The sequence below is a fragment of the Holdemanella sp. MSK.7.32 genome (genome assembly GCF_024460475.1).
Classification (GTDB): Bacteria; Bacillota_I; Bacilli_A; order Erysipelotrichales; family Erysipelotrichaceae; genus Holdemanella.
Genome location: NZ_JANFYN010000019.1, coordinates 1 through 13,003, shown reverse-complemented (window position 1 = coordinate 13,003; position 13,003 = coordinate 1). Strand labels below are relative to the sequence as shown.

The 13,003-nt window shown below is 33.4% G+C and carries 15 protein-coding genes; all 15 read left to right on the top strand.

Annotated features, from left to right (window positions below; genetic code table 11):
- Positions 1-253: 253 nt before the first annotated feature.
- The 15 genes from NE544_RS06020 to NE544_RS05950 all read left to right on the top strand — a co-directional run bounded on the left by NE544_RS06020 (position 254) and on the right by NE544_RS05950 (position 12,878).
- On the top strand, positions 254-637 hold the full coding sequence (locus tag NE544_RS06020) for a hypothetical protein (RefSeq protein WP_117924042.1): 384 nt from the start codon (positions 254-256) through the stop codon (positions 635-637).
- A gap of 75 nt (positions 638-712) precedes the next feature.
- Positions 713-1,486, top strand: coding sequence for a glutamate racemase (gene murI, locus NE544_RS06015; RefSeq protein WP_256268696.1), 774 nt, complete (start codon positions 713-715; stop codon positions 1,484-1,486).
- Positions 1,486-2,865, top strand: coding sequence for an aminopeptidase (locus NE544_RS06010; protein WP_256268695.1), 1,380 nt, complete (start codon positions 1,486-1,488; stop codon positions 2,863-2,865). The genes murI and NE544_RS06010 overlap by 1 nt, the downstream gene beginning before the upstream one ends.
- 3 nt (positions 2,866-2,868) lie before the next feature.
- Positions 2,869-3,702, top strand: coding sequence for a Cof-type HAD-IIB family hydrolase (locus tag NE544_RS06005; protein ID WP_118115247.1), 834 nt, complete (start codon positions 2,869-2,871; stop codon positions 3,700-3,702).
- Positions 3,689-4,552, top strand: coding sequence for a thymidylate synthase (gene thyA / locus NE544_RS06000; RefSeq protein ID WP_256268694.1), 864 nt, complete (start codon positions 3,689-3,691; stop codon positions 4,550-4,552). The genes NE544_RS06005 and thyA overlap by 14 nt, the downstream gene beginning before the upstream one ends.
- A 7-nt stretch (positions 4,553-4,559) precedes the next feature.
- Positions 4,560-5,039, top strand: a complete 480-nt coding sequence (locus NE544_RS05995; protein ID WP_118115249.1) for a dihydrofolate reductase — start codon at positions 4,560-4,562, stop codon at positions 5,037-5,039.
- 106 nt (positions 5,040-5,145) lie between these two features.
- Positions 5,146-6,339 carry a BTAD domain-containing putative transcriptional regulator gene (locus NE544_RS05990; protein WP_227991415.1) on the top strand — a complete coding sequence of 398 codons (1,194 nt, stop codon included), beginning with the start codon at positions 5,146-5,148 and terminating at the stop codon, positions 6,337-6,339.
- A gap of 25 nt (positions 6,340-6,364) precedes the next feature.
- Entirely contained in the window at positions 6,365-8,542 is a 2,178-nt protein-coding gene (locus NE544_RS05985; protein WP_256268693.1) for an EAL domain-containing protein, read from the top strand.
- Between the two features lie 18 nt (positions 8,543-8,560).
- On the top strand, positions 8,561-9,466 hold the full coding sequence (locus NE544_RS05980; RefSeq protein WP_118115252.1) for a transglutaminase-like domain-containing protein: 906 nt from the start codon (positions 8,561-8,563) through the stop codon (positions 9,464-9,466).
- Between the two features lie 11 nt (positions 9,467-9,477).
- A complete protein-coding gene (locus NE544_RS05975) occupies positions 9,478-10,476 on the top strand; it encodes a type II secretion system F family protein (protein WP_256268692.1) in 999 nt (332 codons plus the stop codon).
- A gap of 4 nt (positions 10,477-10,480) precedes the next feature.
- Positions 10,481-10,771, top strand: coding sequence for a hypothetical protein (locus NE544_RS05970; protein WP_118116447.1), 291 nt, complete (start codon positions 10,481-10,483; stop codon positions 10,769-10,771).
- A complete protein-coding gene (locus NE544_RS05965; protein ID WP_256268691.1) occupies positions 10,771-11,211 on the top strand; it encodes a DUF4860 domain-containing protein in 441 nt (146 codons plus the stop codon). The genes NE544_RS05970 and NE544_RS05965 overlap by 1 nt, the downstream gene beginning before the upstream one ends.
- Positions 11,208-11,528 carry a hypothetical protein gene (locus tag NE544_RS05960; RefSeq protein WP_118116443.1) on the top strand — a complete coding sequence of 107 codons (321 nt, stop codon included), beginning with the start codon at positions 11,208-11,210 and terminating at the stop codon, positions 11,526-11,528. The genes NE544_RS05965 and NE544_RS05960 overlap by 4 nt, the downstream gene beginning before the upstream one ends.
- Complete coding sequence (locus tag NE544_RS05955) at positions 11,528-11,821, top strand: hypothetical protein (RefSeq protein ID WP_256268690.1); 294 nt, start codon at positions 11,528-11,530, stop codon at positions 11,819-11,821. Before NE544_RS05960 ends, NE544_RS05955 begins: the two co-directional genes overlap by 1 nt.
- A 1-nt stretch (position 11,822) precedes the next feature.
- Positions 11,823-12,878, top strand: coding sequence for a type IV pilus twitching motility protein PilT (locus tag NE544_RS05950; protein ID WP_118116439.1), 1,056 nt, complete (start codon positions 11,823-11,825; stop codon positions 12,876-12,878).
- Positions 12,879-13,003: the final 125 nt, after the last annotated feature.

The window sequence follows — 13,003 nt, the reverse complement described above, 5'->3', positions numbered from 1 at the left end:
TTTAAGTGGCAGTGTGATGAGCTGCCAAAGGGACATGCAGAGCGTGGTAAACTCTGCGAAGGAAAAGTGGATTAGAGGGTATAGATAAAATGTGGTGGTTTTATCTATACAGAATTTTGTTTGTTAAGAAGAGCATAATAATATAATGGATACAAACAAAATTCATTGTAATATTTATATGAGGATATAAATATTGCGAAAAGCGGTTTAAGGAAGTGATGAAAGCCTTAAACCTCTTTTTTTTGGAGGGTATATGAAGATTTCAAATTATTTTGCGAAAGAAAAAATGGATGATGCTTCGTTTATTCAAACATACATCGAAAAATTAAGCGATTTAACAGACGAAGATATTTGTTGGGCGAATTCAGATTTAGAAGAAGATCATGAGAAGGTGCAGTCATTATTGATGGAAATGGTGCTTTCTTTTTATGCTACAGATTTAGTAGATATGAAAGATTATGAGGCGTATCTAGTAGATAAAGAATATCAATCTATGTCATTTAAAGAGCTTCAAGCATCATTGATTCAATTATTTCATAATGATAGAGTGCATCCGGACAGTCTGATACATAATGGCATTGGAAAAAAAGAATTGTTAGAAATATTAGTCGAAATGAAAAAGCGTATGAGTCATTAATGCATCCAAGTTTGAGGGCTTGGATGTTTTCTTTATACGTTGTATAATTGTAAAGATGGAAAAGGAGCGTTTTGTATGAATTCAAAAAGTCCAATAGGTGTTTTTGATTCGGGATTAGGTGGAATTAGTGTTTTACATACGATGCATAGTTTACTTCCTAATGAAAATCTGATCTATTTGGGAGATAGTAAATATAATCCTTATGGAACAAAGACAAAAGAAGAAATCACAAAGCGTTGCGTTGCGATATGTGATGAATTGATATCTCATGATGTAAAGACAATCGTCATTGCGTGCAATACGGCAACGAGTGCTTGTGTTAAGCTTCTAAGAGAAAAGTATGATGTGGATATTATTGGTATGGAACCGGCATTAAAGGTGGCATGCGATCGAGGTGAACATCAACGTATTGCGGTATGGGCAACCCAACTTACTTTGTCAGAAAAGAAGTTTGCGAATTTGATGAATCGATTTAAAGATGAGCATCATATTATAAAGGTGCCTTGTCCAGAACTTGTAAGAATGGTTGAAGACAATAAACTTGATGATGCATCTCTCGTAGAGTCTTGTTTGAAAGAGTATTTAGCAGCTAGTGACTATAAAAATCTAGATAGCATTGTATTAGGATGTACGCATTTTCCTTTTTATACGAAATATTTGGAAAAGCTTTGTCCAAAGGTTCATATTATTGAAGGAAGCGTGGGTACGACTTTACATACAAAAGATTTGTTGGAACAAAAAGGTTTGTTGAATACAAGTCGTGAAGAAGGACAAATTACATGGATGAATACAATGGATTCAAAAATTGAATTGTCAAAATGCTTATTTAAAAAATTGGAGGTAGAGTGATGAGTGAAGTAGTTTGGAATACATATTCAAAAGAAGAATTTAATGATGTAATGAAATTTAGTGATGGATATATTGATTTCTTATCTGATTCTAAAACGGAAAGAGCTTGTGTAAAAAATGCGATCGCATTAGCAAAATCTTATGGATATCGTGATATCAAAGAGGTTATCGAAAATAAAGAGATTTTAAAAGCACAGGACAAAGTGTATGTAAATATGATGAACAAGTCGATTGCGTTAATGCACATTGGTTCAAATCCATTGGAAAAAGGTATGAACATTTTAGGTGCTCATATTGACAGTCCTCGTTTGGATCTTAAACAAAATCCATTGTATGAAGATGGAAACATTGCTTATTTGGATACACACTATTATGGTGGTGTTAAAAAGTATCAATGGGTGACTTTGCCTTTGGCAATTCATGGTGTTGTTTGTTTGAAAGATGGAACAACTGTAGATGTAGCGATTGGAGATAAAGAAAGTGATCCAGTATTTGTGATTAGTGATTTATTGATTCACTTAAGTGCAGATCAATTACAGAAAAAGGCAAATGAAGTGATTGCCGGTGAAGATTTAAATGTAACTGTTGGATCTATTCCTTTAGAAAATGAAGAGAAAGATGCAGTAAAGGCCAATGTTGCCAAAATTTTAAAATCAACTTATGGCTTTGAAGAAGAAGACTTCGTTTCTGCTGAATTAGAGGTTGTTCCTGCAGGACGTGCTAGAAGCTGTGGATTCGATTCAAGTATGATATTAGGTTATGGACATGATGATCGTATTTGTGCGTATACAAGTTTGATGGCTCAATTAGAAGCAGAAAATGTAAAACGTACAGCTGTTTGTTTGTTAGTTGATAAAGAAGAAGTCGGATCTCAAGGTGCTACAGGTATGCACTCTATGTTCTTTGAAAACTTTGTTGCAGAAGTTATGGATTGTATGGGTGATTATTCTGCATTAAGCGTGAAACGTGCAATGATGAATTCAATTATGTTATCAAGTGATGTAAGTGCTGCACATGATCCAATTTACGCTTCAGCATCAAGTCCAAGAAATCAAGCTGAATTTGGTAAAGGTATCGTATTCAATAAATATACAGGAGCTCGTGGAAAGAGTGGATGTAACGATGCGAATGCAGAATATATCGCATTGATTCGTCGTATTATGGATGATCACAATGTAGCTTGGCAAACCAGTGAACTTGGAAAAGTAGACCAAGGCGGTGGAGGAACAATCGCTTATATTTTGGCTAATTATGGAATGCAAGTCATTGACTGTGGTGTAGCTTTACATAATATGCATGCGCCTTTTGAATTGGCAAGTAAAGCTGATATCTATGAAGCAAAAAAAGGATATGCAGCATTCTTAACATACGAAGGATAATTTATGGAACCAGTAACTTTGATTGCGACGGATTTAGATGGTACATTTTTGAATTCAAAAAAGCAGGTATCAGATTTAAATCGTGAAGCAGTATCAAAATTGAAAAATCACGGAATTTTATTTGGCATCGCATCTGGACGTCCAGTAGAGACGGTTCGTGCTATGTTGAAAAAATGGAAAATTGAAGATAGTGTTAGTTTTATCATGGGAATGAATGGTGGCGTTGTATATGATTTAAGACAACGTACCAAAGAAGAGTATCATGTTCTTGATGGTGAAGTCGTTTTAGATGTGATTCATTTTTTTGAAGATTTAGACGTTGATTTTTGGATTTTGGAAGGTGCCACACGTTATACAAATCATACAAGTATTGAAACGCAGGAACATGCACGAATTTTTGGTGAAACAGAAATTGAAATTGATCTTGAACCATATCTAGAAAATAATACATGCAACAAACTGATTATACATTGTGATAAAGAGTATATGCCGATTGTATTAGAACGTGCTAAACAATATAAAAATGAGGCTTGTGTTGGTTTCTTAACAGCAGATAACTTATTCGAATATGTAGATCCTAGAATCAACAAAGGATATGGGATTGAAAAGGTAGCTAAGCATTTTGGTGTCAAACTTGAAAACTGTGTGGCTTTTGGGGATGAACAAAATGATAGGGAAATGCTTGAAAAAGTCGGCATGGGTGTATGTATGAAAAATGGCTCACAGGATGTTAAAGAATGCAGTGCATTTGTAAGTCCTTATACAAATGATGAAAGTGCAGTGGGTCGTTTTATTGAGGAGAATGTTTTTAAGGAGGAAATGGATGTCATACTTTGATGATGTATATTGCGGATTATGTAAAGATATTTTAGAAAATGGAGTTCAAGTACATAATCGTACTGGCATTGATACGATTAAAGTTCCAAGTGCACATTTTCATTTAGATCTATCTAAAGAATTTCCTATTTTGACGACAAAACAGTTATTTATTCGTCAAGCTGTTACAGAAATGCTTTGGATCTATCAGGCTCAAAGTAATGATGTTAGATGGCTTCAAGAAAGAAATGTTCACATTTGGGACAAATGGGAAATTAATGAAGATGGCGACTGGATTGATGAGAATACGGGAAAAGTATTAAAACATTTTGATCCAAGTTTTGCTCATACCATTGGTACGGCTTATGGATTTATTGTAAAAAAATATGATTTGATGAATAAATTGTTGAATTCATTAAAAAACGATAAGGAAGATCGTAGACGTGTGATCTCATTATGGCAGGATAGCGAATTAGATACAGCTGTACTTCCTAGTTGTGTATGGAGTTCAGAATGGGATGTGACGGATGGAAAGTTAAATATTTGGGTACACCAAAGAAGTTGTGATGTTCCATTAGGTTTGCCATTTAATGTAACGCAATATGCAGTTTTATTGATGATGGTTGCCAAGGTTACTGGACTTGAGCCAGGTACGATTGATTGGTCAATCAAAGATGCACATATTTATGTGAACCAAATTGAGGGAATTAAAGAACAATTAAATCGTTATGAAACAAAAGGCTCATTACCAGCACCTAAGTTGTGGTTGAATCCAGATATTCAAGATTTCTATGCATTTGATCCAAAGAATGATGTGAAGCTGATTGGCTATGAGCATATGGGAAAAATTAGTTTCCCTTTAGCACAATAGGAGAATTATGAAATTAACATTGATTGCGGCGATTGGTAAAAATCGTGAATTAGGAAAAAACAATGATATGATTTGGCATTTGCCTCAGGATTTGAAGTTTTTTCGTAAGCAGACTTCGGGACATACAATTGTGATGGGAAGAAAAACATTTGAAAGTCTTCCAGGTATGTTACCTAAACGTCATCATGTTGTGATTTCGCGTTCGTGTTCAGATTTGGGTGAAGGCGTCGAAATGTGTTCGAGTGTTGAAGAATTTTTGAAGCGATATAAAGATGTAGATGAGGAAATCTATTGTATTGGTGGAGGCATGATTTATAGTGAGATGTTAGCTTATGCAGATAAGCTAGTGTTAACTGAGATTGATGCGCAAGCGGATGCTGAGGTTTATTTTCCTGAATTTGACAAGTCTTTGTATACAAAAACAATACTTTCCGACATAGAAGAGAATGGAATTCACTATCAACATGTTGAATATACTTTAAAATAACCATTTGCAGAGAATTTTTGTGATTCTCTGCTTTTTTGTTTGGCCGATTTATTGTAAAATAAAACTAGGTTAGATACTATATAATCTTTTTGAGAGGAGGATCAACATGAGTGATACTTATTATGTAAAAACATTTGGAGGGTTGGAAATCACAAATGATAATGTAACCGTTAATATTGTCGAATTATTTGGAAAGCAGCTAGTGAATTTATTACAGGTCTTATTGTTTCACAGTGAAAAACCAGTTCAAAAAGATGAACTGATTGATATTCTTTGGCCAGAAAGTAAGAATCCATCTAGTGCATTAAAGTTCTCGATTTTTAGATTGCGTGCTGAATTGAATGAAATTGAATTTTTCAAAGACAAAGAGGTTATTGTAACGACAAGAAAAGGGTATATTTTAAATCCAAATTTAGATTGGAATATTGATTTTGTTGAATTGGAAAAGGCGTATAACCAAATCAACGATGGTTCGGAACTTTTAGACGAAAAAGAGTTCAAGACGGCTAGAAAGATTTTCAGATTATACCAAGGTCGTTTCTATGCTTCACCAAGCCAATTGCACTGGATTTTACAGAAACAAGAGATCTTTAGACAAATGTATGTGAAAACGATGATGCGCACATCTTGTTACTTATATACGCAAAAACGCTATGATGAGATGATGCTTATGAATTATCAGGCGGTTTTAATTGAACCATTTAATGAAGGTTTACATTACTATTATATGAAAGGCTTAGTGGCTACACGTAATTATCGTGAAGCGTTGAAGTATTATGATGAATTGAATGATATTTTCTTATCTGAATTAGGTACGGGTTTATCGAAACGCTTTAAACAATTGTACGATATCATTATTGCTGATCATGCCAAGGAAGAAAGTAAAGATATGGAAACAATCATGCGTGAGCTTTCAAGTCGTGATCAACAAAACCAAGGCTTCTTCTGTTCGTATGAAATTTTCAAGTATTTCTATGAGTTGTTGTTAAAAATGTCTATTCGTAATGAACAAAATTATTATTTGATTATGTTGCAGTTCTCAGATGGTACTTTGGATTATGAAAAGATTGGTTTAGATTTTGATCGTGTAAAACGATTGGTAGGTTCTTGTTTAAGAAGCAATGACTTGTTTACTCGTACAAGTGAAACGCAACTACTGCTTCTAGTGGATTGTCAAACCGAAGAGAATGCGCACTTGATTATTCAGCGTATTTCAAATAAGTTCTATAGTATTTTTAGAAAGAAGAATTATCGAATGAATTATTCTGTTCATAAGGCAGAATTAGATAGAAATAATTAGTAATAAGGAAAGATGTTGGTTGTATATGGATATAAACATGTTGCAGAAAAGGATACATAAATTATTGATCATCTCTGTCATGATGGTACTTTCAATACTTGTTATGGCATTCCTTTTCATTGACCATGGAGATGATAGTTTAAATCATGCGACATATACAACGATGAATCAGGAAATTGATTTATGTAAACAACGTATTTCTTCACAAAAACACACAGATTTTGTTTTGTTGAATACTTGGGCAAAGAGTCTATCAAATAATACAGATATAGATTCTTCGTTGGCAGAAATGAAAAAAGAAAATGCCTTTACTTCAGTTTTATATATTGATTCACAACGAGATATACATTTTACGAATTCATCTACACATGTTGAATATAATGACTTATCAAAAGTGTATAAGAGTAAGGTGGATTCTGCTTTTTTGGGTAAGCAAAGTGCATTTATACGAAAACGTAATGTGATCACAAAAGAGTTTGTGATCACATATATTGTACCTGTATATGATAGTTCTAAAAATGTGACAGGTGTGTTAAGTGCGATTAGCAGTTTAAAGCCATATGCGAATCTAATGAGAAAGTCCATTTATGGAGGGAATCTTTATATCACGGATTTGAAAGATTTTTATGGGATTCAAAAGGATAAAGAATCAAAGGATGTATTGGCTGTTTTAAAAGGTATCGATTTATCTGAACGTATCAATGGTTTAATCGGAGTTAATGGCGAAGAACATGGAATTGTTGTCAAAGAGATGGGATTCGATGGTTGGTACTTATGTTATGTGAATTCCGCAAAATCATTGAACAATCCATTGTATGTTATGTCACGAGCAAACAATTATGTGTTGATGGTTTTTGTGGTTGTTGTCATGATCTTATTGTGGATTGCCTATATGATGATGGTAAAAAATAATAAGGAAATGGAAAATTTAGCCTATAAAGATCAATTAACAGGTGCTGTATCTTTTACTCGATTCACAAAATTAGTCAGTATGTATGCTCAGCGCAATGTAAACTATTCCTTGGTGTCTTTGAATATGCGTCGTTTTAAGTTTATGAATGAAATTTTAGGACGAGATAAATCGGATGATTTTTTATGTCGTGTTGTTACATGTATTCAGCCTATGCTTAAAAAAGATGAAATCATTTGTCGAGACAGTGCCGATGTTTTCTATTTATTGTTGAATGATACAAATGAAGACGAGGTGGCTAGACGAATTTATGATATGTTTACGAAAATTCGCCAGAATACAAAAGATTTTCGTTATGAATATGAATTCTGTTGTGGTGTCGCAAGTAATATAGAAGATCAGGAGAAATATACTTTTGAGCAGATGCTCACAAATGTGATGTTTGCGTTAGCTCAATCAAAAGAAGCCTCTTCTGAGAATATTTGTTTCTTTGATGAAGAAGTACATAAGAAAAAAGAATTTGAAAACTTTATTGAATCAAATATGCAGCAAGCACTGGATTCACAATGTTTTGAAATGGTATTACAACCTAAAATAGATCTACAAACAAATTCTGTAATCGCAGCAGAGGCACTTGTTCGTTGGCGCTTAGAGGATGGAACGTATTTACCTCCATCTAGTTTTGTAGATATATTTGAAAAGAATCGTTTTTGTTCAAAACTTGATTTTTATATGTTGAAAAAGGCGATACAGCAAATTCGTAAATGGATAGATATGGGAATGAATCCTGTTAATATTTCAGTGAATCAATCCAAAATTGTTTTTTATCATGAAAATTATATTTCGGAATTAAAATCTTTATTAGAAGAATATAATGTATCGGGATCTTACATTACGTTAGAAGTATTAGAGAGTACGGTTATTGAAGATATTGATATGTTTAATTCGATCTTAACAGAAGTAAAAAAATTAGGCTTTTCTGTTTCTTTAGATGATTTTGGCAGTGGATATTCTTCTTTGAATGTTTTATCAAAATTACAGATCGATGAGTTGAAAATTGATCGTATCTTCTTACATACAAAATCAGAGGTTGATAATCAAAGAACTAAATGGATTTTGGAATCCATTATTGATATCGCGAAAAAATCACAAATTCTAGTAGTCGTCGAAGGTGTTGAATCTAAGCAGGATGATCTATTTATTAAAAACTTAGGCGCAGATGTAGGACAAGGATATTTCTATGGTCGTCCTCTTTCAATATCTGCATTTAATGATTTAATTGAAACAAAATAGGTGTATTATTAAATCAGTATGAAAAAGAATAAGATTATAAGTGAAGTTATTTGTATCTTGATGGTATTGACACTTTTGTGTGGATGTCAAGATTCAAAAAAATATCCTACAGAGTGCAAAGAGAGTCCTTCGCAAACAGAAGAGCAGGTTTTATGGCCAAGTTATGAGCAGACGGATGTTTTAAGTGATGGAAATCTGGCTCTTGTAGATTTTACTCACAAAGATGATGGGTATATTTGTGCAAGATTGCTTCAGGAAGTGACCGGGATTAAGCTGCAGATACAAAAAGATGATAAAAAATATAATTATGATTTAAAGACGACCGATTTTACTACATTCCCTGTAAATATGGAGAATGGAACTTATACAATAAAAATTTTGCAACAAATTGAAGGAACAAGATATGCGATATGTGCTTCTACTTCCATGGAAGTCAATTTGACCAATGATCTTGCTCCTTATTTATATCCAAACCAGATTGTGAATTATACAAACGATTCATATGTATACAAAAAGTCTTTTGAGCTTGTAAAAGAAGATCGAGATGACTTAACTCGAATCGCACATTTATTTAAGTATGTAGTGGATACATTGGATTATGATGATCAAAAGGCTAAAGATGTCAGTGAGACATTTGTCTTGCCAGATATCGATGGTTCTTTAAAAAGTCATAAAGGAATATGTTTCGACTATGCGGCAAGTCTAGCTGCTTTATGCAGGATTCAGGGGATTCCTGCTAAAGTTATTGTAGGCTGGACCGATATTGAATATCATGCCTGGGTTGAAATTTATTTGAAGGATAAGGGTTGGATCAATCCTAAAATCTATTTTAAGAAAGAAAAATGGAACCTTGTAGATCCTACTTTTTCGGATTCGAAAAACTCGGATTATGAGGGAAAATATGATGAAGTGTATCACTATTAGGAGGCGTATGTATGTTATCGAACAAAGAAAAATTTATTTTTACTAGTGAATTGGCTTTAGCTATATCGAATGGACTACAAATTGAAGAAGGATTAAAGATGTTGGCTGGTTTTGATGCGGGAGTAAGTAGCTGTGCAAAAAAACTGATGGATATCATGCAGAATGGGACTTCTTTTGTGGATGCACTAAAACAGTCGAATGATTTTGATGAATATATGATTCAAATGATTGTTGTAGGGCAAAGTATCGGGAATCTAGATGTGGTTCTTAAAGAATTAAGTGTCTATTATGAAAGACAAAAAAAATTGAATTATCAAATTCAAGATGCGATCACATACCCTTTTGTGTTGATATTAATGATGTTTGTGATTGTGGCGGCATTGATATTTAAAGTGTTTCCTATCTTTGAAAATATTTTAAGACAAATGTCGATGTCATTATCACTAATGAATACAGCTCGAATTCTAAGCTATATTGGTTTCTTTATTTTATTGGTAATTCTTGTTTGTGGTGTCATTTTATATATTTTATATAAAAAGAGTTCGAATAAGGCTTGGGCTACAAAATTACCTTTCTTTTCAAAATTGAACTATCAAACTGAAATGACAAAATTCACATATATTCTTTCTTTGTTTGTATCGAGTGGATATTCTTTGATTGATGCGGTGGATGTTATCTTGCAATCGATTGATCATCCTCTTTTAAAAGATAAGGTTGTTCATGTGAAAGAACGTATGTTAGAAGGTGAGAGTCTTTCAAAAGCTCTAGTAAATGAAGGTGTATATGATCAAGGTTATGGCGCTTTATTGATGGCAGCTGATGAAAGTGGTCATCAGGATGAAGTGTTAAAGACGTTATCGAAACACTACAAAGATGATCTAGAGAGAATGCTTTCAAGTTTTTTAAATCGTTTAGAACCAACTATGATAGCGGGTCTATCATTATTGGTAGGATTTGTTTTGATTTCAATTATGCTTCCTTTGATGAATGTATTGCAGACGTTGGGGTAGCCATATGAAAATAAAGAACATATTGTTCTTTGTCTTGTTTTTAATATTGATATTGTTTGGCTTTTCAAATATCAATAAGAGTACAGAGAATTTAGATATAGATCGTGTAAAGAACAGTTTGGATACGGCATTGATTACTTGTTACAGTGTGGAGGGTCGTTATCCTGAAAGTGTTCAATATTTAAGGAAAAACTATGGTTTTACTTATGATAAAAATAGTTATTTTATAACATATGACTGGCAAGGGGACAATGTATACCCAAATATTTATGTGTATAGAAAGGGGACTGAATGATGAAAAATGCAGGTGTTTTCTTTTCTCTTTCTTTATTGTTCTTGTTTGTGGTGTGTTGTTTTATGTTGCTGAATATTCAAATCGAAGATTATACGATGCTTCAAAGACGCACAAAACATGATTTTGAAACATCTACTCCTGTTTCTTATGTCACGAATAAGATTCATAGTTATGATGCCGAAGATGGAGTGTGTGTTCTTGTTGTGAATGATCAAAAGGTGATCAAGCTTTCGGATGCGAAAAGCGATACATATTTGTATAAATCAGGAACGAGTTTGATGGAACTTTGCGTTGTTAAGGATATGGAACCGGATTTAACGATGGGACAACCGTTAATGACTTGTCATGATTTTGATGTAGAACAAGATGTAAATACTATCTCATGTAAGATCAATGGTGTTACTTTTTATGTAAATATAAGAAGTGAGGTGGCATCATGACAAAGAAGCCATTTTCATTCTTTTTAGAATTATTGTTTGTGTTATTCTTCTTTTTGATTACTTCTACGATTTTGATTGAAATCTATGCGAAGATGGTGCAAATTTCGCAAACGGACACGTATCGTCAAGATGCCATGGTTATAGCGCAAAATAAAATTGAAACGAGTGCTAGTGTGGGTGAGTATTCGCAAGAGATGCATGATAATATATATGATGTTAAGATTTCAAATGTAAATAGGAATGAATATTGTATTCGTATTTATGTAAAGGAAAAGAAAGTGTTGGATTATAAATATTATCAAGAGGAGAATCACTAATGAAACAATCAAGAATAGGATTAGGTGTAGTTACAATGCTAAGCATATTTGTCGTTGTCTGCATGTGTGTATTAGCGTTGTTTTCATCAAATAAGGTATACCAAATCCATGAACAGACCAATCGTAGTTATGCGTTTAAAAAGGCGTACTATGAAGCTGAAATCAAAGCACATAAATTAATAGATGAAAATCACACGGATTTTTTAGTTCATGTAAAGGGTGACACATATTTAAAAGTAAAAGTAAAAGATGGCAAAATCGTTATCTTTAAAACGATTGTGAAAGGGGAATAAAATGGAAGTTGTTGAAATTTTAAAAAAAGCTATAGACCAGAATGCTTCAGATATTTTCTTTGTGGCTGGAAGTCCATGTATGTTTAAGGTCGGACAACAGCTAGTTAAGGTTACGCAAGAGAAAATGATGCCAAATGATACAAAGGATATTGTTCAACAGTTGTATGGTTTTGCCCCCTATTGTTCATATGAAAATTTTGTGGCAAATGGAGAAGATGATTTTTCTTTTTCTTTATCCCAGGTTGGTCGTTTCCGTGTGAATGTATATCGTCAAAGGAACTCAGAAGCAGCTGTATTGCGTGTGGTTAATTTTGATCTGCCAAATCCAGAAGATTTAAATATTCCAGAATCTGTCTTAAATCTTTCAGATCGAAGAAAAGGGATTATCTTAGTGAGTGGTCCTGCAGGGAGTGGTAAAAGTACGACGTTAGCTTGTTTAATAGATCGTATGAATGAAACAAGAAGCTGTCATATTATTACGATTGAAGATCCAATCGAATTCTTGCATTCGCATAAAAAGTCAATTGTATCCCAACGAGAGGTATATCATGATACGGCAAGTTATTTAAATGCATTAAAATCAGCATTGCGTGAGGCACCTGAAGTTATTTTATTGGGTGAAATGCGTGATGAAGAAACAGTTTCTACAGCTCTTTCCGCGGCTGAAACCGGACATTTAATTCTATCTACGTTACATACTGTAGGAGCTGTAAATACAATTGATCGTATTATTGATATGTTTCAAGGTCATCAAGATCAAGTGCGTTCGCAATTATCCATGATTTTAGAGGCTATCATTAGTGAGCAATTAATCCCAGGAAAAGATGGAGAATTGATTCCTGTGTTTGAAATTATGCTGGTCAATCCTGCAATTCGTTCGCAGATTCGTGAGAATAAGATTCATCAGATTGAGAATACAATGATTTCGAATCGACAGAACGGTATGGTTATGATGGATGATGCGATCTATGACTTGTATCAACAAGGTAAAATCACAAAAGATATTGCGATTCAGTATAGTCTGCATCCAGATCGTATGAAAACGAGAGTGCAATAAAGAATGAAAAGTTACATTTCATTCTTCAGATTGTTGACAAAAGCCTATACCTTTTCGTAAGGACATAGGCTTTTTATTGTATATAGGCAATTTTCGAAATGAAATTGTCTTTTTTTGTATATTTT